22 protein-coding genes are annotated in these 23,085 nt (G+C 66.7%); 10 read left to right on the plus strand and 12 right to left on the minus strand.

Annotation, left to right across the window (positions count from 1 at the left end; translation table 11 throughout):
• The first annotated feature begins 88 nt into the window (after positions 1-88).
• Together AB4851_RS24330 and AB4851_RS24335 are read left to right on the plus strand one after the other, a co-directional pair.
• Entirely contained in the window at positions 89-715 is a 627-nt protein-coding gene (locus tag AB4851_RS24330) for a DUF47 domain-containing protein (protein ID WP_414445474.1), read from the plus strand.
• 10 nt (positions 716-725) lie between these two features.
• Positions 726-1,736: an anion permease gene (locus AB4851_RS24335; RefSeq protein ID WP_414451761.1), complete on the plus strand. Its 1,011-nt coding sequence runs from the start codon at positions 726-728 to the stop codon at positions 1,734-1,736.
• Positions 1,737-1,874: 138 nt separating this feature from the next.
• Here the strand turns inward: AB4851_RS24335 and AB4851_RS24340 are convergent, their stop codons facing one another.
• The 11 genes from AB4851_RS24340 to AB4851_RS24390 form a co-directional block, all read right to left on the minus strand.
• Complete coding sequence (locus AB4851_RS24340) at positions 1,875-3,002, minus strand: NlpC/P60 family protein (RefSeq protein WP_414451762.1); 1,128 nt, start codon at positions 3,000-3,002, stop codon at positions 1,875-1,877.
• A 239-nt stretch (positions 3,003-3,241) separates the two neighbouring features.
• Positions 3,242-5,032, minus strand: a complete 1,791-nt coding sequence (locus tag AB4851_RS24345; protein WP_414451763.1) for a PhoH family protein — start codon at positions 5,030-5,032, stop codon at positions 3,242-3,244.
• Between the two features lie 333 nt (positions 5,033-5,365).
• Positions 5,366-5,827, minus strand: a complete 462-nt coding sequence (locus AB4851_RS24350; protein ID WP_414445470.1) for a peroxiredoxin — start codon at positions 5,825-5,827, stop codon at positions 5,366-5,368.
• 75 nt (positions 5,828-5,902) lie between these two features.
• Complete coding sequence (locus AB4851_RS24355) at positions 5,903-6,799, minus strand: 4-deoxy-4-formamido-L-arabinose-phosphoundecaprenol deformylase (protein WP_414451764.1); 897 nt, start codon at positions 6,797-6,799, stop codon at positions 5,903-5,905.
• A gap of 4 nt (positions 6,800-6,803) precedes the next feature.
• Entirely contained in the window at positions 6,804-7,859 is a 1,056-nt protein-coding gene (locus AB4851_RS24360; RefSeq protein WP_414451765.1) for a bifunctional UDP-4-keto-pentose/UDP-xylose synthase, read from the minus strand.
• The gene (locus AB4851_RS24365) at positions 7,856-8,812 is read right to left on the minus strand and encodes a formyltransferase (RefSeq protein WP_414451766.1); all 957 of its coding nucleotides are present in this window, start codon (positions 8,810-8,812) and stop codon (positions 7,856-7,858) included. The genes AB4851_RS24360 and AB4851_RS24365 overlap by 4 nt, the downstream gene beginning before the upstream one ends.
• Complete coding sequence (locus AB4851_RS24370; protein ID WP_414451767.1) at positions 8,809-9,813, minus strand: glycosyltransferase; 1,005 nt, start codon at positions 9,811-9,813, stop codon at positions 8,809-8,811. The genes AB4851_RS24365 and AB4851_RS24370 overlap by 4 nt, the downstream gene beginning before the upstream one ends.
• A 6-nt stretch (positions 9,814-9,819) precedes the next feature.
• Entirely contained in the window at positions 9,820-10,971 is a 1,152-nt protein-coding gene (locus tag AB4851_RS24375; protein ID WP_414451768.1) for a DegT/DnrJ/EryC1/StrS family aminotransferase, read from the minus strand.
• Positions 10,972-11,116: 145 nt separating this feature from the next.
• Entirely contained in the window at positions 11,117-11,488 is a 372-nt protein-coding gene (locus AB4851_RS24380; protein WP_414451769.1) for an SMR family transporter, read from the minus strand.
• Positions 11,489-11,510: 22 nt separating this feature from the next.
• Positions 11,511-13,232: a glycosyltransferase family 39 protein gene (locus tag AB4851_RS24385; RefSeq protein ID WP_414451770.1), complete on the minus strand. Its 1,722-nt coding sequence runs from the start codon at positions 13,230-13,232 to the stop codon at positions 11,511-11,513.
• 232 nt (positions 13,233-13,464) lie between these two features.
• A complete protein-coding gene (locus AB4851_RS24390; protein ID WP_414445462.1) occupies positions 13,465-13,848 on the minus strand; it encodes an Mth938-like domain-containing protein in 384 nt (127 codons plus the stop codon).
• Positions 13,849-14,190: 342 nt separating this feature from the next.
• Here AB4851_RS24390 and AB4851_RS24395 point away from each other — a divergent pair, with 342 nt between their 5' ends.
• The 7 genes from AB4851_RS24395 (at position 14,191) to AB4851_RS24425 (ending at position 21,805) form a co-directional block, all read left to right on the plus strand.
• Positions 14,191-15,429: a pyridoxal phosphate-dependent aminotransferase gene (locus AB4851_RS24395; RefSeq protein WP_414451771.1), complete on the plus strand. Its 1,239-nt coding sequence runs from the start codon at positions 14,191-14,193 to the stop codon at positions 15,427-15,429.
• A gap of 50 nt (positions 15,430-15,479) precedes the next feature.
• Positions 15,480-16,802: a homoserine dehydrogenase gene (locus tag AB4851_RS24400; RefSeq protein WP_414451772.1), complete on the plus strand. Its 1,323-nt coding sequence runs from the start codon at positions 15,480-15,482 to the stop codon at positions 16,800-16,802.
• An 8-nt stretch (positions 16,803-16,810) separates the two neighbouring features.
• Positions 16,811-18,262: a threonine synthase gene (gene thrC, locus AB4851_RS24405; RefSeq protein WP_414451773.1), complete on the plus strand. Its 1,452-nt coding sequence runs from the start codon at positions 16,811-16,813 to the stop codon at positions 18,260-18,262.
• A 205-nt stretch (positions 18,263-18,467) separates the two neighbouring features.
• Positions 18,468-19,736, plus strand: coding sequence for a gephyrin-like molybdotransferase Glp (gene glp, locus AB4851_RS24410; RefSeq protein WP_414451774.1), 1,269 nt, complete (start codon positions 18,468-18,470; stop codon positions 19,734-19,736).
• A 19-nt stretch (positions 19,737-19,755) separates the two neighbouring features.
• Positions 19,756-20,013, plus strand: a complete 258-nt coding sequence (gene moaD / locus AB4851_RS24415) for a molybdopterin converting factor subunit 1 (RefSeq protein WP_414445457.1) — start codon at positions 19,756-19,758, stop codon at positions 20,011-20,013.
• A gap of 9 nt (positions 20,014-20,022) precedes the next feature.
• Positions 20,023-20,505: a molybdopterin synthase catalytic subunit MoaE gene (moaE, locus tag AB4851_RS24420; protein ID WP_414451775.1), complete on the plus strand. Its 483-nt coding sequence runs from the start codon at positions 20,023-20,025 to the stop codon at positions 20,503-20,505.
• Between the two features lie 97 nt (positions 20,506-20,602).
• Positions 20,603-21,805, plus strand: a complete 1,203-nt coding sequence (locus AB4851_RS24425) for a J domain-containing protein (RefSeq protein WP_414451776.1) — start codon at positions 20,603-20,605, stop codon at positions 21,803-21,805.
• Positions 21,806-21,847: 42 nt separating this feature from the next.
• Here the strand turns inward: AB4851_RS24425 and AB4851_RS24430 are convergent, their stop codons facing one another.
• Positions 21,848-22,414, minus strand: coding sequence for a group III truncated hemoglobin (locus tag AB4851_RS24430; protein ID WP_414451777.1), 567 nt, complete (start codon positions 22,412-22,414; stop codon positions 21,848-21,850).
• A gap of 176 nt (positions 22,415-22,590) precedes the next feature.
• Here AB4851_RS24430 and AB4851_RS24435 point away from each other — a divergent pair, with 176 nt between their 5' ends.
• Positions 22,591-23,064 (plus strand): Rrf2 family transcriptional regulator, encoded by a 474-nt coding sequence (locus AB4851_RS24435; protein ID WP_414445453.1) that lies wholly within the window; start codon positions 22,591-22,593, stop codon positions 23,062-23,064.
• Positions 23,065-23,085 lie beyond the last annotated feature (21 nt).

The following is a 23,085-nucleotide window of genomic DNA, read 5'->3' on the forward strand; positions in this document are numbered from 1 at the left end:
GCCCGGGAGAAGGGCCTTACGTGTTTGCCGGGAAACGGTACAATGGCGCCGCATTTGTGACAGTCATTTGACAATACTCGGAAATTTCATGTTCGGTCGATTCATGCCCACCGAGGGCAAGTTCTTCGAAATCTTCAATTCGCACGCGAACTTCATCGTGGCCGGCGGCCGCGAGCTCGAATTGCTGATCGACAATCTCGACGATGCCGAGATCCACAAGCAGAAGGTGCAATCCGCGGAGAAGTCGGCGGACAAGTTGACGCATGAAGCGATCGACCTGCTGCACAAGACCTTCATCACGCCGCTCGATCGCGACGAAATCCACAAGCTGATCACGACGATGGACGACATCCTCGACCTGATGGAGGACGTCGCCACGGCCGTGTCGCTGTACGACGTGCAAGCCGTCACGTCGGAGGCGAGCCAGTTGGCCCACATCGTCACGGCGTCGGCCCAGCATGTTCAGCAGGCGGTGGCGCTGCTGTCGGACATGAAGCAGTCCTCAAAGATCCTCAAGGCTTGCGAGGAGATCGACCGTCTCGAATCGGATGCCGATCGCGTGCTGCGCTCGGCGATGTCGAAGCTGTTCCGCGAGGAAAACGACGTCAAGAACCTGATCAAGCTGAAGGCGATCTACGAGCTGCTCGAGGAGATCACCGACAAGTGCGAGGACGTCGCGAACATCATCGAAGGCATCGTGTTGGAAAACGCCTGAGCGAGCCACGATGCATTCGATACAACTCGCCATCTGGGCCGTTGCGACGCTCGTCATCGTCGCACTCGTGTTCGACTTCATGAACGGTTTCCACGACGCCGCGAATTCGATCGCGACCGTCGTGTCCACCGGCGTCCTGAAGCCGCAGCAGGCGGTCGCGTTCGCCGCCGTGTTCAACGTCATCGCCTATTTCGTGTTCCACCTGAAGGTTGCGCAAACGGTGGGCAAGGGCACCATCGATCCGGCCATCGTCGATCACTACGTGGTGTTCGGCGCGCTGGTGGGCGCGATCGGCTGGAACATCATCACCTGGTATTACGGGATTCCGTCGAGCTCCTCGCATGCGCTGATCGGCGGGCTGGTCGGCGCGGCCGTCGCCAAGTCGGGCTGGGGTTCGCTGAACCTGGACGGGCTGATGAAGACGGTCGCGTTCATCTTCATCTCGCCGCTGCTGGGATTCGTGCTCGGCTCGCTGTTCATGCTCGCGGTGTCGTGGATCTACTTTCGAACGCCGCCGAGCAAGGTCGATCGCCGGTTCCGGCGCTATCAGCTGCTGTCGGCCGGGCTTTACAGCCTTGGGCACGGCGGCAACGATGCGCAGAAGACCATCGGCATGATCTGGATGCTGCTGATCGCCACCGGTTATGCGTCGGCCACGGCCGATGCGCCGCCGGTGTGGGTGATTGGCGGGTGCTATCTGTCAATGGGCCTCGGTACGCTGTTCGGCGGCTGGCGGATCGTCCGCACGATGGGGCAGAAGATCACCAAGCTCAAGCCGGTCGGCGGGTTCTGCGCCGAGCTGGGCGGCGCGCTGACGCTGTTCTCGGCGTCGTGGATGGGCATTCCGGTATCGACCACGCACACCATCACCGGCGCGATCGTCGGCGTGGGCGCGACGCGCAAGCTGTCGGCCGTGCGCTGGGGCGTGGCGGGCAATATCGTCTGGGCCTGGGTGCTGACGATTCCGGCTTCGGCGCTGATCGCGGCGGCGGGCTGGTGGGTGGGGCACCGCGTGTTCTGATCCGCGCAGTCCAGCCGTTGCGCGCCGTTGCTTCGAGCAGCGACAAAAAAGCGCCGCGAGCCGAAAGGCCGCGGCGCTTTGTTTTGTGAATTTGAGTTGATTGCCGCCAGTCGGGACAGGCGCTGCGCAGGGCGTCGCTCAGTAGCTGCCGGTGGCGAAGCGGGCGATCGGATCGTCGCCGCCAGCGTTGCCGCTTGTGGGGGCACCCGATGCAGTCGAGGCGCGGATGATGCCGCCAGCGCCGTCCGGCGATACCGTCTGCGCCTGGCGCGCTGCTTCACGGGCCGTGGGCGGCGGCGGTTCGAACGCATCGGCCGCCGCGTCGATCGGGTCGCGCGAGGTGGTGGTCGTGGCGGGCTGGCCTGGATCGGGTGAGGCGGCGTAGCGCGGGGCAGTGGCAACCGGAGTGTCGTCGACCGATGAGGTGGCCGACGTTGCGCCTGCGGCGCGCGCTTGCCGCTGCGCCGCCGACAGCGCGGTGGGTGGCGGTTCGAACGGATCGTCGCTGCTGGCGGCGGGCGCTGCGGTGGCGGCAATTCGAGGCGGCGGCGCGCTATAGACAGGTTGGGGTGTCCGCGCCGGCTCGATCGATGCCGCCGTCACGGCCGGCGCAGCGGCTGCCACGGCCGGCGCAGCGGCTGCCACGGCCGGAGGTGCGCTATCGGCTGCCGGCTCGGCTTGACGGTTGTCGGCTTCATAAGTCGGCGTATCGAACGGCGCAGGCGCGTGACGCGGCGGCGCAACCCGGCGGATGCCGTCGAAATGCTTGGCCCAGTAAGGGTTGGTCAGATAGTCGAGGCGCACCGTGCCGCCGGTGGACGGCGCATTGACGAAGCGCAGTTTGCCGACATAAATGCCGACGTGCGAATGCGGGCGGCCCGTGGTGTTGAAGAACACGAGATCGCCAGGCGCAATCTCGTCGGGTTCGACGGACACGCCGCGTGTGCTCATCTCGGCGGTGGTGCGCGGCAGCGATACGTTGGCAGCCCGCGACACGATGTAGCGCACCAGCCCGCTGCAATCGAAGCCGGCATCGGGCGTATTGCCGCCCCAGCGATAGGGAATACCGACGAGGCTCATCGCCTGGATCGGAATTTCCTCGCGGCCGATGCTGTGATCGACGAAATTCGGGAAGCCGCGTGGCGGCGCGAAGGCGCGCGGCGTGGTGATGCGCATCGACGAACCGGTGCGCGCCGATTGCTGCGGTGCGGTGGAGCACGCGGCAAGCAGGGAAAGCACGACGACGGACAGCCAGATTCGCAGCATTGGAAAAGGACGAGTGCCGATAAGCACCTATCGTATGACCACGGGTATTGCGGATAGTAGTCGGTCCGACGGGGCAGCGGCAAGCAATCTTCAGGCAGGACTTGAAGTATTGCCTGATTTGTAGGCAGGTCGTCAGAGTTTTTGCGCAAAAAGTCGGACCCTAATAAGAATCGACCGAAGCGCAGGCGAAAAAAAAGCGCTCCGTCGGGAGCGCTTTCTTGCATCGATCGGATGAGCGATCAGAGGATGTCGGACGCGTAGTCGGCCAGCCGCGAGCGCTCGCCACGCGCCAGCGTGACGTGGCCGCTGTGGCCCCAGCCCTTGAAGCGATCGACCACGTAGGTCAGGCCGGAGCTGCCTTCGGTCAGGTACGGCGTGTCGATCTGCGCAATATTGCCGAGGCAGACGATCTTGGTGCCCGGGCCGGCACGCGTGACCAGCGTTTTCATCTGCTTCGGCGTCAGGTTCTGCGCCTCGTCGATGATCACGTATTTGTCGACGAAGGTCCGGCCGCGCATGAAGTTCATGCTCTTGACCTTGAGGCGCGAGCGGATCAGTTCCTGCGTGGCGGCACGGCCCCATTCGCCGGCGGCATCGTCGGTTTTCTGCAGCACTTCGAGGTTGTCGTCGAATGCGCCCATCCACGGCTGCATCTTCTCTTCCTCGGTGCCGGGCAGGAAGCCGATGTCCTCGCCGACCGGCACGGTCGCGCGCGTCACGATGATCTCGTTGTAGCGCTTGTCGTCGAGCACCTGCGCGAGGCCGGCCGCGAGCGCGACGAGCGTCTTGCCGGTGCCGGCCTGGCCGAGCAGCGTGACGAAGTCGATCTCCGGGTTCATCAGCAGGTTCAGCGCGAAGTTCTGCTCGCGGTTGCGCGCCGTGATGCCCCACACGTTGTTCTTGTGGTGGCTGTAGTCGCGCAGCGTCTGCAGCAGCGCCGTCTTGCCGTTCAGCTCACGCACGATCGCGTGGAAGGTCGGCTCGCCGTTCTGCGGTTCGAGGAACACGAACTCGTTGACCAGCATCGAGTTCACCAGCGGGCCGGTCACGCGGTAATACGTGGTACCCGTCTTGGTGTCCTGCCAGCTTTCCATGCCCTTGGCATGGCGGGTCCAGAAGTCCTGCGGCAACTCGCGCACGCCCGAGTACAGCAGGTCCTTGTCCTCGAGCACCTGATCGTTGAAGTAATCTTCGGCGGGCAGGCCGAGCGCGTGGGCCTTGATCCGCATGTTGATGTCTTTCGACACCAGCACCACCAGGCGGTCGCTGCGCTCGCGTTGCAGCGCGCGCACCACGCCGAGGATCTGGTTGTCGGCCTTGCCTTCCGGCAGGCCTTCGACCGGCTCGATCGTGGTCAGCGTGGTCTGGAAGTAGAGGCGGCCGAGCGCATCGCGGTTGCCGAGGCGCGACAGCGCTATGCCGGCCGTGATCGTGCCGGCGTCGGCCACCAGTGCGTCGAGCGTGCGGCTGACCTGGCGCGCGTTGCGCGCCACTTCCGACATGCCCTTCTTGTGGTTGTCGAGTTCTTCCAACGTCATCATCGGCAGATAGACGTCGTGTTCCTCGAAACGGAACAGGCTGCTCGGATCGTGCATCAGCACGTTGGTGTCGAGCACGAACAGCTTCTGCTGCTCGACGGCAGCCGTCTTGCGGCCACGCGAGGTGCGGGCCGCCTCGCGGGCGGGCGCGGCCGGTGCGGCGGCAGCCTTGGCGACGGGCGCCTCGGCGCGTGCAACGGGAGCGGCCGGCGCAGCCGGCGTTTGCACGGGCGTCAGCAGGGCGGCGGTTTGCCTGGATTTGCGCGGGCGCGCCGCGCCGGGCGCGGCCTCGGCGGCGGGCGCAACGGCGTGCAGTGCGGCCGGGGTGTTCGCGGCGGGCGCCATCGGGTCGGCGACGTTCGCGTCGGCGTAATCGGCCGTGCCCTCATCGGCGGCGCGTTTCGCCGTGGTGCGGGTCGTGCGCGCTTTCACCTTGTATTCATCGGGCGGCAGCAGGCTGCCGAGCTTGCTGGGAGGAGTAGGCAAAGGCATGGTGTCCCTCGGAAGGAATCGTGTCGCTTGGAATGCGCCGCGGTTCGCATCCTGTCACGCAAAGCGTGCAGTTTGCGCGGCGTGGCGCAAAGGAGTGTCAAAACGCCGGTTCGCCTATTTTTCGATCAGCTCCTGGGCGGAAGTGTCGCGACGGACAGTGCGCGCCGCAAACGGCCATGAAAAAAGCCGCTTCCCCCGAACAGGGACAAGCGGCTCGGATTCTTGCAGCGTAGCGGCGCACCTTACGGGCCAGCGACCCTCGCGCTGACCGCCTGCACAGCTACGAAAAAGAGTGGGCTGACGGGCATTCATTGCGGGCCAATATAACCCGCCTCAAAGCGCTTGTACAGCGCCGAGCACCTCGTCGACATGGCCCGGCACCTTGATGCCGCGCCACTCCTGGCGAAGCACGCCGGCGGCGTCGATCAGGAAGGTCGAGCGCTCGATTCCGCGCACTTCCTTGCCATACATTTTCTTCATTTTCATGACGCCGAACAGCGCGCAGAGCGTTTCTTCGGGATCCGAAACCAGCGGGAACGGCAGTTCGAGCTTGGCCTTGAAATTGTCGTGCGAGCGCAGGCTGTCGCGCGACACGCCGACGATCTCCGCGCCCGCCTTCTGGAATTTCGGATACAGATCGCGGAATTGCAGACCTTCGGTCGTGCAGCCCGGCGTGTTGTCCTTCGGATAGAAATACAGCACGAGCTTCTTGCCGTTCAGCGCGGACAGCGTGAAGTCGCCGCCTGTTGCCGGCGCGGTGAAATCGGGAACGGCGCGGTCGATTTCGACGGACACGGGATTCTCCTGTTGTTATCGGCGGCACGCCGCGTGCGGCGTGCCGTGAGGGAGGGAAAACGGAGGCGGGAGCAGTCAGTCGGGCTGGACGATCAGCTCGCCGGAGCGGCCGGAAATTTCGCCCCACATGACAGGGTACGATGGCAGCGAATCGAAATCCAGCGCGGCATGATAGTCGCCCATCGTGGCGAACGTGTGGCCTTGTGCGCGCCAGCCGGCGAGCAGTTGCTCGAAGATCGGCGCGAGTTTCTGGCCTTCGAGCTCGGCGTGCAGCGTGAACACCTGATCGTGCGAGTTGTGTTCGGTCAGCTTGAGCAGGTGCGCGGCGACGTTCGATTCGTCGATGCCGTCGATGCCGAGCACCTCGTCGAGCGTGGGCAGCGTGGTGGGCATCTGCACATGCGCGAGCGTACGGCCCGCGACGACCGGCCGGTACGGGCCGTGGCCGCGGCCGTCCGAGGCGTAGAGCATGCCCCAGGCGTCGATCTGCTCGAACGCGCTGTCGTTCATCTGCCAGCCGGCCGCGCCGTGCGTGGCCGGCGGCGCGCCGAAAATCTCGATGAAGCGCGCGTGGCTCTTGCCCATCTCGCCGGCGGTCCAGTCGCGCGGGCGGGCCCGCACGTTGTCCTGCCAGTAGACGTGATCCCAGGTGTGAATCCCGCACTCGAAGCCGGCCTCGTGGATCGCGCGCATCTCGCCCACCGCGCGTCGCCCGATGTCCGGCCCGGGCAGCAGCACGCCGTACATCAACTGGCGGATGCCGTAGTGCTCGACCACCGAGGTGCGCGACACCTTCTTGAGGAAGCCCGGCCGCAGTACGCGGCGCATGGCCCAACCGGTGTGGTCGGGGCCGAGGCTGAACAGGAAGGTGGCGCGTGCGGCGTGACGATCGAAGATGCGGGCGAGGTTCGGCACGCCTTCGCGGGTGCCGCGAAGGGTATCGACGTCGATCTTGAGGACGATGCGGGCCAACGCGTCAGCCTTGCTGCTCGACCAGCGCGCGCGCGTCGGCCACGTGGCCGCGATACGCTTCGAAGATGTTGCGCAGCGCGTCGTCGAACGTCGAGACCGGCGCCCAGCCGAGTTCCTGCATCGTGTTGTCGATTTTCGGCACGCGATTCTGCACGTCCTGGTAGCCGTTGCCGTAGTAGGCGCCCGAGGTGGTTTCCACCAGTTGGACCTGCTTGGCCATGTCGGCGTACTCGGGGAATTCGGCGGCCAGTTCGAGCATCTTGTGGGCCAGTTCGCGCACCGAGTAGTTGTTGCTCGGGTTGCCGATGTTGTAGATCTTGCCCGAGGCGACGCCGTTCGGGTTGTCGATGATCTTCATCAGCGCGCTGATGCCGTCGTCCACGTACGTAAACGCGCGCTTTTGCGAGCCGCCGTCGACGAGGCTGATGTTCTCGCCGCGCACAATGTGGCCGAGGAACTGCGTGACCACGCGCGAGCTGCCTTCCTTCGGCGTGTAGATCGAGTCGAGGCCCGGGCCGATCCAGTTGAACGGGCGGAACAGCGTGAAGTTCAGGCCTTCCATGCCGTAACCCCAGATCACGCGATCCATCAACTGCTTCGAGCACGCGTAGATCCATCGCGGCTTGTTGATCGGGCCGTAGGTCAGCGCCGAGGCGTCCGGGTCGAACTGCTCGTCCGAGCACATACCGTAGACCTCGGAGGTCGACGGAAACACCAGGTGCTTGCCGTACTTGACGGCCGAACGCACGATCGGCAGGTTCGCCTCGAAATCGAGTTCGAACACGCGCAGCGGCTGCTGCACGTAAGTGGCGGGCGTGGCGATCGCGACCAGCGGCAGGATCACGTCGCACTTCTTGACGTGGTACTCGACCCATTCCTTGTTGATCGTGATGTCGCCTTCGAAGAAGTGCATCCGCTCGTGATTGACGAGATCGCCAAGCCGATCGGTCTGCATGTCCATCCCGAACACTTCCCAATCGGTGGTTTCAAGAATGCGCTTGGACAGGTGATGGCCGATGAAGCCGTTCACACCCAGGATCAGGACTTTTTTTGCTTTCATGACTGACGGGAAGAATCAATGAACTGCGCGAATTGAGCGGGAGAGACGACCGTTTCGTGTTCCGGACGGCCGTCGGGCTGCTCGCGCAGCTCGAGGATGGTGACGGCGCGGCTGTCGCCGCAGACGCCGAATAGCGCATTATCGCTTACGTGCAGGCCTGCCGGCAATTCCCGCGCGGCCTGTGCGGCCGGCGAGCCGGGCGCCGCGAGCCGCGCGCGCGCGACCACGAAACGCGTGCCGTGCAGGTCGACAAACGCGCCCGGATAAGGGGGCGCGACCGCGCGGATCAGGTTGTAGACCTCGGCGGCCGGCTTCGACCAGTCGAGGCGGCCGTCCTCGGGCTTGCGCCCGCCGAAGTAGCTGCCCTGCGACAGATCGTTCGGCAGATGCGGCGCCTCGCCGGCCAGCAGCGCCGGCAGCACGCGCCAGAGCGTCTGCTCGGCGGCCACCGTCACCTTGTCGAACACTTGCGCGGCGGTGTCGTCGGGCAGGATCGGCACGGCCGTCTGGCCGATGATGGCGCCGGCATCGGGCTTGGCGGCCATTTCGTGCAGCGTCGCGCCGGTGTCGGTTTCGCCGTTCAGCACCGCCCAGTTGGTCGGCACGCGGCCGCGGTACTTCGGCAGCAGCGAGCCGTGCATGTTGTAGGCGCCGCGTGGCGCGAGCGCCAGCAGCGCGACCGGCAGCATGTGCCGGTAATAGAACGAGAAGATGAAATCGGGCCGGGCCGCCGAGACGGCCTCGCGCAGTTCGGCGGCGGCCGGATCGGCCGGCGTCAGCACCGGGATGCCGTGCTCGCGCGCCACCGACGCGACGCTGCCGAACCAGATGTTCTCGGTCGGGCTGTCCTCGTGGGTGACGACCAGCGCCACCTCGACGCCGCGCGCGAGCAGCACCTGCAGGCAGCGCACGCCGACGTTGTGATACGCGAATACCACCGCGCGCGATTTCATCGCGATGCCTCCTGGGTGCCGGGCAGCGGCAGCGACGCACGGTCGTGGCGCTCCTCGAGCACGGTCTGGATCAGGTAGCGCGGGCGGGCGCGGACCTGTTGATAGATTCGTCCGATGTATTCGCCGAGCAGGCCGAGCGCGAAGATGATCACGCCGAGCATGAAGAACGTGATGGCGAACAGCGTGAACACGCCCTGGACTTCGGCGCCGATCACGAAGCGGCGGATCAGCAGCAGCAGGAACAGCCCGGCCGAGCCGATCGACAGGATCACGCCGACGAACGACAGCCATTGCAGCGGCACCACCGAGAAGCCGGTGACGAGGTCGAAGTTCAGGCGGATCAGGCTGTAGAGCGAATACTTCGATTCGCCGGCGAAGCGTTCCTCGTGCGCGACGTCGATTTCGGTCGGGTTCTGCGCGAACGTGTAGGCCAGCGCCGGGATGAACGTGTTGACCTCGCCGCAGCGGTTGATGGTGTCGATGATCTGGCGGTTGTACGCGCGCAGCATGCAGCCCTGATCGGTCATCTTGATGCGCGTGATGCGCTCGCGGAACCGGTTCATCACGGCCGAGGCCTTGCGGCGCCACAGGCTGTCCTGGCGCTGCATGCGGATCGTGCCGACGTAGTCGTAGCCTTCGCGCATCTTGTGCACCAGCTTGCCGATTTCCTCGGGCGGATTCTGCAGGTCGGCGTCGAGCGTGATGACGATCTGGCCGCGCGACTGCTCGAAGCCGGCCAGGATCGCCATGTGCTGGCCGTAGTTGCCGTTGAGCAGCACCACGCGCGTCGTGTCCGGGCGCTTGCGGAACTGCTCGGCGAGCAGGGCGGCGGAGCGGTCGCGGCTGCCGTCGTTGATCAGGATCACTTCGTACGACGCATCGAGTGCGTCGAGCGCCGGATACAGGCGGGAGAAGAGCGCGGCCAGCCCGGCTTCCTCGTTGTACACGGGGATGACGATCGAGACTTCCGGGTTCATGGCGCGTGTTTCGGGGTGAGTCATTTCCGCTTATTTTCCGTATCGTTCGCAAATCTGGTTGACGGCGCTGACGACGCGCGTCACGTCGGCCTCGCTCATCTGCGTGAAGAGCGGCAGCGTGACGGTCGACGCGCCGAAGCGCTCGGCGTGCGGGAACATGCCTTCGCGGAAGCCGAGCGCGCGGTACAGCGTGAACAGGTGGATCGCCGGGTAGTGCACGCCCGAGCCGATGCCGTGCTCCTTGAGCTGCGCCATGAAGTCGCCACGCGTGATCGCGAGCCGTTCGAGCGGCAGCGTGATCTGGAACATGTGCCAGTTGCCGTGCGCGAACTCGGCCACCGGCAGGCCGATGCCGAGCGCCGCGGCCGGGCCGCCGGCGAAGCCGTCGAAGTAGGCGCGGGCGAGCTGGCGGCGCACTTCCGTGAAGCGGTCGATCTGGCCGAGCTGGCCGAGGCCCACGCGGGCCGCGACGTCGGTCAGATTGTACTTGCCGCCGAGCACGTCGCAGTCCATGCCGTCGAGGCCGGTGCGCGTCACGCCCTGCAGGCGGTATTTCTGCGCGAGCTGTGCTTCGTCTTCATCGTTGAGCACCAGCGCGCCGCCCTCGATCGAGGTGACGTTCTTGTTCGGGTGGAAGCTGAACGAGACCAGATCGCCGAACGCGCCGATCCGCTTGCCCTTCCACGACGAGCCGAGCGCCTGCGCGGCATCCTCGATCACGCGCAGGCCGGCCGAACGGGCGATGGCGTACAGGCGGTCCATGTCGACTGGCAGCCCGCCGAGGTAGACCGGAATCACGGCCTTGGTGCGCGGCGTGATCGCGCGTTCGAGCGCGTCGAGATCGAGGTTGCGCGTGACCGGGTCGATATCGACGAACACCGGCGTGGCGCCCACTTCGAGGATCACGTTGCTGGTCGCAACCCAGCTCGCGGGCGTGGTGATGACTTCATCGCCCGGGCCGACGCCGGCAATGCGCAGGCCGATCTCGAGCGTGGCGGTGCCGGAGTTGAACGTGCGCACCGGGCGGCCGCCGCAATAGTCGGACAGCGCCGCTTCGAAGCGCTGGTTCTGCGGGCCGGTCGTGATCCAGCCGGAGCGGAGCACTTCGGTGACGCCCTGAATGGTGTCCTCGTCGATTTCCGGGCGGGTCATCGGCAGAAACGGAACGGATGGCTGGCTCATGTCGGCTGGTGAGTAGATTTTAAATGGGGCCGGATCTCATGCGATCCGGCATGCGCATTAAACACTGGTTCGCGAGAGTACAACGTCTCTTTTTGTGGGGGGAAGGGGGATTGCCGCGATGGCGCCGGCGGCCCCCTGCGGCGCTTCAGCCGCGCGCCAGCACCACCACGCCGATCAGGATGATGCCGATGCCGATCAGGCGTTGCAGGCTCATCACCTCGCCGAACAGATACCAGGCGGCGAACGCGTTGAGCACGTAGCCGAGCGAGAGCATCGGATAGGCGATCGAGACGTCCACGCGCGACAGCCCGACGATCCACACCACCACGCTCAGCACATAGCAGCTCAGGCCGCCGATGATCGGCAGTTGCGTGGCGATCTTGAAGCCGATCGGGATGATGTTGGCGCGCGAAATGTCGAAATGGCCGACGGCGTTGACGCCGGCCTTGAGCAGCAATTGCGCGACGGCGTTGAGCAGTACGCCGATGAGGATGCAGACGAGGGAAACGGGATTCACGGAACGGCGGTCCTTGGGAGGCTCAGGATTGGGGCGGCGTGGCGGCCGGTGTTGCAGCCGACGCCGCGGCCGGCGTGGCGACGATCACGCGGCGATTGTCGCGCGCGATCACCGTCATCGGCAGGCCTTGCTTGACGAATGCGTCGTAGCGCTCGGGGCGCATCATCGCCAGCGCCGGGCTGCCGCTGCGCCAGCGGCGTTCCCACTCGGCGATGGTCGGCACCCATTTCTGCGGTTCCTGCCCGATGCCGAAGCTCAGTTCGTCCTGATAGGCCACCAGCGTGGTGGTGTGGCGCACGTAGAACGGCACGGTGTGGTCGAGCATCTCGATCGAGTAGAACGGCGTGTCGGGCGGCAACCTGGCGAACTCGGCGCGCACGGCAGGCGCGAGCAGCGCGCCCGAACTGTAGCGGCCGAACGCGTCGTGGCCGGTGCCCCCGATGGTGCCGAACAGCAGCCAGCCGGCACCGAACACGAAGGCGGTGGCGGCGATGCCGGCCTTGCCACGGCGGTTGATCGACAGCGCGAGCAGCGTCAGCACGAACGCGACGGCCAGCGCCGCATACACCCAGTGCTGGAAATCGACGTACTGCGCGTTCGGCGTGCGGGCGTCGCCAAGGCGGCCCAGCACGATGCAGCCGCAGGCGGCCGCGATCAGGAACAGCAGATAGCCGATCAGGTGCCAGCGGTAGCGCTCGCGCGCCACCAGCGGCAGGTAGGCGCCGAGCATCAGCGCCAGCGACGGGGCGATCGGCAGCACGTACGACACCAGCTTCGAGTGCGAGGCGCTGAAGAACACGAAGATGAAACCGGTCCAGATCAGCAGCACCAGCATCGGCGCGAAGCCGTTCGGCTGACGCGGCATGCGCCAGGCGTGGCGCAGGCTCTGGCCCGCGATCGACAGCCACGGCAGGAAGCCCACCAGCAGCACGCCGACGAAGTAATACACGGGGCCGGGGCGGTTCTGCTCGGGCGTCAGGTAGCGGCGGAACTGCTGGACCACGAAGAAGAAGTTGAAGAATTCGGGGTTGCGCTGCTGCATCAGCACGAACCACGGCGCGGCGATCGCGAAGAAGATCAGCAGGCCGCTCACCAGGTGCAGGCGCTTCCAGAGCGCCCAGTCGCGGGCGATCAGCGTGTAGAGCACCAGCACCGCGCCGGGCAGCACCACGCCGATCAGCCCCTTGGACAGCACGGCCACGGCCATCGACGCCCAGCACAGCCACATCCAGCCGCGCGTGGCGCGCGTCGGCAGGCCGGGACGTTGCGCCAGCAGCAGCGCGCCGAGCGTGACGGCCATCCAGAACGACAGGCCCATGTCGAGCGTGTTGAAGTGGCCCATCAGGTTCCAGTATGGCGAGGACGCGAGCACCACGGCGGCGCACAGGCCGGCCAGCGGGTTGAACACGCGCGCGCCGGTGTAGCCGACGAACAGGATGCCGGCGAAGCTGGCCAGCGCCGTGTACAGGCGCGCCTGCCATTCGCCGAGGCCGAACCAGGCGAACGTCAGCGCGTTCATCCAGGTCTGCATCGGCGGCTTCTCGAAATACTTGTAGCCGTTGTAGCGCGGTGTGATCCAGTCGCCGGTGGCGAACATTTCGCGCGCCATTTCGGCGTAGCGGCCCTCGTCGCTGGGGATCAGATGGCGCAGCCCGAGCGGGCCGAACCAGATCAGGGCGAGTGCCAGCACGATCAGGAGGAGTGCGGCGCGGTTGAGCGGTAGCCTCGATGGCGTATCGTTCATGAGTCGGTCAGCCTGTCAGACGGTCGTTGTTGGAATGGCGGAGATCGGAAACCGGCCCGGCCCGGGGGGCGGTGCGGCATCGACGTACGGCATCGTTTCCCGGTAGGGGAACCGATGCCGCCCGGCTTTGTAACGCATCGCGCCTTAACGTTCAATTAACGTCGCTTTCAAACGGGTGTCACGCGGGCCGGGTTCGATGGGAGCGGGCGCCGGTTCGTCTGCCTGTTGCCGTTTATTGCGCCGCGCGTTCGATCAGCAGCGCGGCGGCGACCTTGCGGCCCTCGGACATCAGGATGTTGTAGGTGCGGCAGGCGGCCTGGAAATCCATCGTTTCCACGCCGATCCGGCGCGCCGTGAGTGCGGCAGTCAGCCGCGGGTGGGGGAACCGCAATCGCGCGCCGCTGCCGAAGATCACGACTTCCGGGGCGGAATCGAGCAGCATCGCGAAATGCTCGGCGGCGAGCGCGTCGAACGCCTCGACGGGCCACGGTGCGACGGGCGCGTCCGGCAGGACGAGCACGCTGCCGTCATGGCGCTGCAGGTTGATCTCGACGTAATCGGGGCCGTAGCCGGTGACGGTATTGAGCGCGTCGCTCGGTTCCTGGTGTAGTTTCAAATCGTTGTCCGCGGTGTCGGGTGGGCCGCTCCGACGGCTCCGACTGGCCGGGCAGGGCCGCCGGAGGCGGCTGCCGGGCGCCGCAGCCGGTGGCCGCGCGCGGCGCCGGTGTGCCGTGCGCAGGCGGTCGAGCCGGATTGGTGCATTGCGAAAGCGGGTGAAAATCCGCTAAATTATAGCTTTTTAGCTGCCACCGGGCGGCATTTGCGTCGCGCGTTGCCACAAGCCGCGTCCGGCCTCGCTTCCGACCGTCTCCTGAACAGCGCGCACCGACCGGCCGCTCTCCAGTTGTGGACCTCCTTCCCCCAGCTTCGCCAAGCCTTGCCCAGGAACGTGCCTGCCGTGAAACCGATTCAGAAATCCAACAAGCTGCTCAACGTGTGCTACGACATTCGCGGCCCGGTGCTCGAGCACGCCAAGCGCCTCGAAGACGAAGGCCACAAGATCATCAAGCTGAATATCGGCAACCTGGCGGCGTTCGGTTTCGAAGCCCCGGATGAAATCATTCAGGACATGATCCGCGCGCTGCCGAACGCATCGGGCTACTCGGATTCGAAGGGCGTGTTCTCGGCGCGCAAGGCCGTCATGCACTACACGCAGGAAAAGGGCGTGAAAGGCGTCGAACTCGACGACATCTACATCGGCAACGGCGCGTCGGAACTGATCGTGATGGCCACCCAGGGGCTGCTCAACGACGGCGACGAAGTGCTGCTGCCGGCGCCCGACTACCCGCTGTGGACGGCCGCGGTCAGCCTGTCGGGCGGCACGCCCGTGCATTACATCTGCGACGAGCAGAACGGCTGGATGCCCGACCCGGACGACATCCGCCGCAAGATCACGCCGAACACCAAGGCGCTGGTGGTGATCAACCCGAACAACCCCACCGGCGCGCTCTATTCGGACGATCTGCTGCGCGAACTGATCGCGATCGCGCGCGAGCATGGCCTGGTGATCTTCGCCGACGAGGTGTACGACAAGATCATCTACGACGGCAAGACCCACACCGCGCTCGGCTCGCTGTCCGAGGACGTGATCACGGTCACGTTCAACAGCCTCTCGAAGAGCTACCGTTCGTGCGGCTACCGTGCCGGCTGGATGTTCGTGTCCGGCCTGACGGGCGAAAACCGCCGCCGGGCGAAGGATTATCTCGAAGGGCTCGGCATTCTGTCGTCGATGCGGCTGTGCGCGAACGTGCCCGGCCAGTTCGCGATCCAGACCGCGCTCGGCGGCTACCAGAGCATCAACGAGCTGATCGTGCCCAGCGGCCGCCTGTACCGCCAGCGCGAGGTGGCCTACGACATGCTGACCTCGATTCCGGGCGTCACTTGCGTGAAGCCCGACGCGGCGCTCTACATGTTCCCGCGCCTCGATCCGAAGCTCTACCCGATCCAGAACGACCAGCAGTTCATTCTCGACCTGCTGCTCAAGGAACGCGTGCTGCTCGTGCAGGGCACGGGCTTCAACTGGCCCACGCCCGATCACTTCCGGGTCGTGTTCCTGCCGAACATCGACGATCTGACCGATTCGATCAACCGAATCGCGCGTTTCCTCGACGGCTACCGCAAACGCCACGCCGCCTGACCGGCTGCCCGTTCCGCCTTCATTCAACTTCATACAAGACCACACGCAGCATGGAACCGATCAAAGTCGCCCTGTTGGGCTTCGGCACCGTCGGCGGCGGCACCTTCGAGGTGCTGCGCCGCAATCAGGAAGAAATCAAACGGCGCGCCGGCCGGGGCATCGAGATCACGCGCATCGCGGTCCGCAACCCGGCGAAGGCGCAAGCCGCGCTCGGCGGCGCGAGCCTCGACGTGACCAGCGATTTCCACGCCGCCGTCGATGACCCGTCGATCTCGATCGTCGCCGAAATGATCGGCGGCACCGGCATCGCCCGCGAGCTGGTGTTGCGCGCGATCGCCAACGGCAAGCATGTCGTGACCGCCAACAAGGCGCTGCTCGCGGTGCACGGCAGCGAGATCTTCGCGGCCGCGCGCGCGAAGGGCGTGATGGTGGCCTTCGAGGCCGCCGTCGCCGGCGGCATCCCGATCATCAAGGCGCTGCGCGAAGGCCTGACGGCCAATCGCATCCAGTACATCGCCGGCATCATCAACGGCACCACGAACTACATCCTGTCGGAAATGCGCGACCGCGGCCTCGATTTCGCGACGGCGCTGAAGGCCGCACAGGAACTGGGCTACGCGGAAGCCGATCCGACCTTCGACATCGAAGGCGTGGACGCCGCGCACAAGGCCACCATCATGAGCGCGATCGCGTTCGGCGTGCCGGTGCAGTTCGACCGCGCCTACGTCGAGGGCATCAGCAAGCTCGCGGCCACCGATCTGCGCTACGCGGAGGAACTCGGCTACCGCATCAAGCTGCTCGGCATCGCGCGTCGCGCGGAGAAGGGCATCGAGCTGCGCGTGCATCCCACGCTGATCCCGGAAAAGCGCCTGCTGGCCAATGTGGAAGGCGCGATGAACGCGGTCGTGGTGCACGGCGACGCGGTGGGCACCACGCTGTACTACGGCAAGGGCGCCGGCGCCGAGCCGACCGCCTCGGCCGTGGTGGCCGACCTGGTGGACGTCACGCGCCTGCACACCGCCGACCCGGAGCACCGCGTGCCGCATCTGGCGTTCCAGCCGGAAAGCCTGTCGAACACGCCGATCCTGTCGATCGAGGACGTGACGAGCGGTTACTACCTGCGCCTGCGCGTGGCCGACGAAACCGGCGTGCTGGCCGACATCACGCGCATCCTGGCCGATTCGGGCATCTCGATCGACGCGCTGCTGCAGAAGGAATCCGAGCAGGTCGACAGCAACAACGGCGAGACCGACATCATCCTGATCACGCACGTGACGATCGAACGCAACGTGAACGCGGCGATCGCCCGCATCGAGGCGCTCTCGACGGTCCGCTCGCAGGTCACGAAGCTGCGCATGGAAGCGCTCAACTGAGACACGACATGAATTACATTTCGACGCGCGGCGCCGGCATCGGCGAGCGCCACACATTCTCGGACATCCTGCTGGGTGGCCTGGCCAAAGACGGCGGCCTGTATCTGCCGGCCGCGTACCCGCGCGTGTCGGCGGACGAACTGGCGCGCTGGCGCGCGCTGCCGTACGCGGAACTGGCGTTCGAGATCCTCTCGAAGTTCAGCGACGACATCCCGGCCGACGACCTGCGCGACCTGACGCGCCGGACCTACCGCGCCGACGTCTACAGCAACACGCGCCATGGCGAGAACGCGGCCGACATCACGCCGATCAAGCTGCTCGGCACCGAGGGCGGCACCACGCTCGCGCTGCTCGAACTGTCGAACGGCCCGACGCTGGCGTTCAAGGACATGGCGATGCAGTTGCTCGGCAACCTGTTCGAGTACACGCTGGCCAAGCACGGCGAGACGCTGAACATCCTCGGCGCGACCTCGGGCGACACCGGCAGCGCCGCCGAATACGCGATGCGCGGCAAGGCCGGCGTGCGCGTGTTCATGCTGTCGCCGCACAAGAAGATGAGCGCGTTCCAGTCGGCGCAGATGTACAGCCTGCAGGACCCGAACATCTTCAACCTGGCCGTGGAAGGCGTGTTCGACGACGCGCAGGACATCGTCAAGGCCGTCTCGAACGATCACGCCTACAAGGCGAAGCACAAGATCGGCACGGTCAATTCGATCAACTGGGCACGCGTGGTGGCGCAGGTCGTCTACTACTTCAAGGGCTATTTCGCGGCCACCACGAGCAACGACCAGCGCGTGTCGTTCACGGTGCCGTCGGGCAATTTCGGCAATGTCTGCGCGGGCCATATCGCGCGCATGATGGGCCTGCCGATCGAGAAGCTGGTGGTGGCCACCAACGAGAACGACGTGCTCGACGAGTTCTTCCGCACCGGCGCGTATCGCGTGCGCGGCGCCGAGAACACGTATCACACCAGCAGCCCGAGCATGGATATCTCGAAGGCCTCGAACTTCGAGCGCTTCGTGTTCGATCTGCTCGGCCGCGACCCGGCGCGTGTCGTGCAACTGTTCCGCGATGTCGAGCAGCACGGCGGCTTCGATCTGGCGAAGAGCGGCGATTTCGCCCGCGTCGCGCAGTTCGGCTTCGTGTCGGGCCGCAGTACGCATGACGATCGCCTGGCGACGATCCGCGATGTCTACGCGCGCTATTCGACGATGATCGATACGCATACGGCCGACGGCGTGAAGGTCGCGCGCGAACATCTGCAGCCGGGCGTGCCGATGGTGGTGCTCGAAACGGCGCAGCCGATCAAGTTCGGCGAGACGATCCGCGAGGCGCTGGGCCGCGAGGCCGAGCGGCCGTCGGCGTTCGACGGCATCGAGGCGCTGCCGCAGCGTTTCGAGGTGGTCAAGGCCGACGCGCAGCACGTCAAGGATTTCATCGCCGCGCATACGGGCGACTGATCCGCCGCCACGGCGCGCGGGTGGAAACGGACGGCTTCGGCTGCCCGGTTCGGCTCGCCGCCGTGCGCCACGGCCGCGACGGCTCCACGCCGTCGCGGCCGTTTCTTTGGGGCCGACGTCGCTCGCCGGACGTTGCGCGTTGAGCGCACAGCCGGCCGGCGCGCTCGCTACAATGTGGCTTCCGCTTTCCCCCACGATCACCGAGATGTCGAATCCCGCTCCCCAGGCTCCCCGCGCCCCGATGCTGTCGACCGCCGACGCGCTTGCCGCCTTGCTCGGCGCGGCCGTGCCGCTCACGGATGCCGAAACCGTGCCGACGCTCGATGCACTGGGCCGCGTGCTCGCGGCCGACGTGGTGTCGCCGCTCGACGTGCCGCCGATGGCGATCAGCGCGATGGACGGCTACGCCGTGCGTGTGGCCGACCTGACGCAGGGCGATCGCCGCCTGCCCGTCTCGCAGCGGATTCCGGCCGGCCATCCGGCCGCGCCGCTGGCGGCCGGCACCGCGGCGCGGATCTTCACGGGCGCATCGGTGCCGCCCGGCGCCGATGCCGTCGTCATGCAGGAGCAGGCTGCGGCGGCCGGCGACGAGGTCGACATCCTCCACACGCCGAAGGCCGGCGAATGGATCACCGCGCAGGGCGCCGACATCCGGCGCGGCGCCGTGATCCTGCCGGCCGGCACGCGGCTCGGGCCGCAGGCGCTCGGGTTGGCCGCCTCGGTGGGCTGCGCGAGCCTCACGGTGCGGCGGCGCGTGAAGGTGGCGGTGTTCTTCACGGGTGACGAACTGACGATGCCGGGCGAGCCGCTCAAGCCCGGTGCGATCTACAACTCGAACCGTTTCACGCTGCGCGGCTTGCTGGCGCGCTTCGGCTGCGAGGTCAGCGATTTCGGCATCGTGCCCGATTCGCTCGATGCGACGCGCGCCACGCTGCGCGAGGCGGCGCGCGGCCACGACCTGATCGTGACGAGTGGGGGCGTGTCGGTGGGCGATGAGGATCACGTCAAGCCGGCTGTCGAGGCAGAAGGCCGGCTGTCGCTGTGGCAGATCGCGATGAAGCCGGGCAAGCCGCTCGCCTACGGCGCGGTGCGCCGCGAGGGCGGAAGCGCGAGCGATGGGGCGCCGGCGGGCGAGGCGCATTTCATCGGCCTGCCCGGCAACCCGGTGTCGAGCTTCGTCACGTTCCTGCTGTTCGTGCGGCCGTTCCTGCTGCGGTTGGCCGGTGCGACGCAGGTGGCGCCGCGTGCGCTGTCGCTGCGCGCCGATTTCACGCAGCGCAGCGGCGATCGTCGCAACGAATTCCTGCGCGCGCGCGTCAACGACGCCGGCGGCCTCGATCTGTACCCGAACCAGAGTTCGGCCGTGCTGACCTCGACCGTCTGGGCCGATGGCCTGATCGACAATCCGCCGAACCACGCGATCAGCGCGGGCGAGACGGTCCGTTTCATTCCCTTTTCCGAATTGCTCGGCTGACGGCCGGGCTGCGTGACAGATGAACATCGAACTGAAATTCTTTGCCAGCGTGCGCGAGGCGCTCGGTGTCGCCAGCGAATCCGTGACGGTGCCGGACGGCATCGCGACTGTCGGCGACGTGCGCGGTTGGCTGCGCGCGCGCGGCGGTGTCTGGGCCGATACGCTGGCCGACGGCCGCGCGCTGCGCATGGCCTGCAACCATGTGATGACCGATGCCGGCACGCGCATCACCGACGGCTGCGAAGTCGCGTTTTTCCCGCCCGTGACGGGCGGCTGAGGAGGCGCGATGGCGACGGTACGCGTTCAGACCGAGGATTTCGACGTCAGCACCGAGCTGGCCGCGCTGCGCGCGCGCAACCCGAAGATCGGCGCGGTGGCCTGCTTCGTCGGCACCGTGCGCGATCTCAACGAGGGCGAAACGGTCGCCGCGATGGAGCTTGAGCACTATCCGGGCATGACCGAGAAGTCGCTGGAGGGGATCGCCGCCGAGGCGATCGCGCGCTGGCCCGGCATTGAGGTGGCGATCATCCATCGCGTGGGCCGGCTCGTGCCGCTCGACCAGATCGTGTTCGTGGCGACCGTCTCCGCGCATCGCGGCGAGGCGTTCGCGTCGTGCGAGTTCGTGATGGATTACCTGAAGACCCAGGCGCCGTTCTGGAAGAAGGAAAGCACGCCGGCCGGCGAACGCTGGGTCGATGCGCGCAGCAGCGACGATGCGGCGCTCGCGCGCTGGGGCCGTCACGACGGCGAACCGCGCGACGCGGGTTGATGCGCGCGGCATCGCCCGCTGGCGGCTCGCGGCTCGACGGCGTGCCATGCGCCCGCTACCATCGCGGCTTTCCCGAATTCTCACGCCGTTTCCGCTCATGACCGACGCATCGTCCAGCGCCATCCTGCTGGTGCCCGCCACCGGCTCCGCCGGCTTGTCTGCCTCGCAACGCCAGTTCAACGCACTGACCCGCCAGGTCGCGGCGCGACGCGAGCGGCTGCGCGCGTGGGAAACGGTCTGGCCGGCGTTCCAGCAGCGCTACGTCGACGAATGGGTGCCGCTGGCCCGCGACGTGACGGCGCGCGAGACGGAGCTGGTGCGCCAGCTCGACGTGGCGTTCGACATGAAGGGGCTGACGCGTGCCGAGCGTGCGCTGGTGGCCGAATTGATCGTCCATTTCGTGCGGCCGCTGCTCGGCGGCGAGACGGATCGCGAATTGCGCGCGATCGTGGCGCGCCATCGCTTTCCGGGGCAGGCCGAGGGCGAGGCTCGTTCCGGCGGCTCGTCGCGGCGCGCGCGCTCGCGTTCGCGCGATCGGGCCGCATCGGCGCCGGATGCGGATGCGCCGGCCGCCGAGCCGGAAGCCGAATCGGAAGAAGCGATGATGGCGCGGATTCAGGCCGAACTCGACGAGCAGGAAGCACGTGCGAACGCCCACGCCGAGGCCCGGCAGGCGCGTCAGAGCGAGCGCGCGGAGCGTCAGCGCGCGGCCAGGCGCAAAGTCGAATCCGCTGATGAAGAGGCTGCCTCGGGTCAGGGCGGCGAACGGCCGCAGGCCGATGAGGACGAAGCGGCCGCTGCCGCCAGCGGCGTGCCGGACCTGCCGCCAGCCCAGGTCAGCCGCTCGCTGCGCGACCTTTATCGCCGCCTCGCCAGCGCGCTGCATCCCGACCGCGAGCCCGATCCGGTCGAGCGCGAGCGCAAGACCGCGCTGATGCAGCGCCTGAACCGCGCGTACGACAAGCAGGATCTGCTGCAACTGCTCGAACTCGAACGCGATCTGGGGCCGGCCGACGCCGAACGGCTGGCCGGTGCCGGTGACGATCTGTTGCAACATTACAACGGCATGCTGAAGGCGCAACTGGGCTCGCTCGATCGCGAACTGCATCGCGTCGAGAACGATTTCCGGCATGGCTACGGGATCGGGGCATCCACGGTGCTGTCGCCCGAGAATGCACTGCGCACGCTCGGCGACGATATCGCCGCGCTCCAACGGGCGCAGGCCGAACTGGCCGGCGATCTGCTGGCGTTCCGCGACATCGGTGCGCTCAAGGGCTGGCTGGACGGCTTCGTCGGCTAGGGCCGGCCCGCCATTTCAAACCTCGGGCTTGCGCTTTGCGCCTCAGGCATCCTCGTCCGCCGAACGGCCGATGATCCGGGCCGGAAACGGCTCGCCGCGTGGCCGTTCGGGCGGGGCGGGGTGCGCATCGTCGTCGCGCACGCGTTTCGGCGAGATCGCATCGAGCAGCGCCTGCTGCTCGGCCGGAATCACGTAATCCCAGCCGAAGCGGCTCAATTGCAGGCTTTGTGCGATGCGCAGCGCCGGTTCCATGAAGCGCACGGCCGCGGCCGGCACATAGCGCGCATCGACCGTCTTGAGGAACAGCTTGAGCCAGCGGCTGAAATGCGCCGGTTCGAGGCCGTCGAGCGGCTGGTGCTTGGCCTGCACGTTGCCGCGATAGCCCTTGGTGCCGAGCACCAGGTTCGACCAGAACGCCTGCATTTTCGGCAGATGCTCGTCCCAGTGGCCGTCGAGTTTCGCGCCGAACACGGGGCCGAGCAGCGGGTCGGCACGCACCTGGTCGTAGAACGCATCGACCAGCTCGCGGATGTTGTTGGCGGTCGGTTCGGTGGCGCGCGGGGCCGGCGCGGAGGCGGCGTTCGAGGCCGAATCGTGGGAGAGCTTCATCGTCGGGCTGGGAATGAGGCCGGTACGGGGGCGTGATTTTGTCGCACAATAGCCCTCGGCCATCCAAAAAAAGTGCTTCAAGGGCGCATATTATCCCGCGATTCCTGAGACGGTACGTTTGCCCATCGCAGCGTGCCGGATAGCCGGGCACTCCAACGACACGATCGATTTCGCTCATGAGACTGACCGACTACACGGATTATTCGCTGCGCGTGATGCTGTTTCTGGCGGTTCGCGGCGAAGGGCTGTCGACGATCCAGGAAATCTCGGATGCGTACGGGATTTCGAAAAATCACCTGATGAAAGTGGTGCAGCGGCTTGGCGAACTGGGCTGGGTGGAGACGGTGCGCGGCCGCAACGGCGGGCTGCGCGCGAGCGCACGCTCGTCGGCGCTGACGGTGGGCGAGGTGGTGCGCGCGAGCGAGAACGATTTCGCGCTGGTGGGCTGTTTCGGCGGCGCGAACGACGGCGTCGAGCACCGCTCCTGCGTGATCGAGCCGCACTGCCGGCTCAAGGGCGTGCTGGTTGCCGCCCGCGACGCGTTTTTCGCCGAACTCGACCGCCACACGATCGGCGAACTGGCGCAACCGGCCTCGCCGCTCGCCGCGGCACTCGGGATCGGCATACCGGTCGTCGTCGAGTCGGCCTGAGGCTTGCGTCGGCGCGACGCA

This window comes from Burkholderia sp. 22PA0099, assembly GCF_047497165.1.
Classification (GTDB): Bacteria; Pseudomonadota; Gammaproteobacteria; order Burkholderiales; family Burkholderiaceae; genus Burkholderia.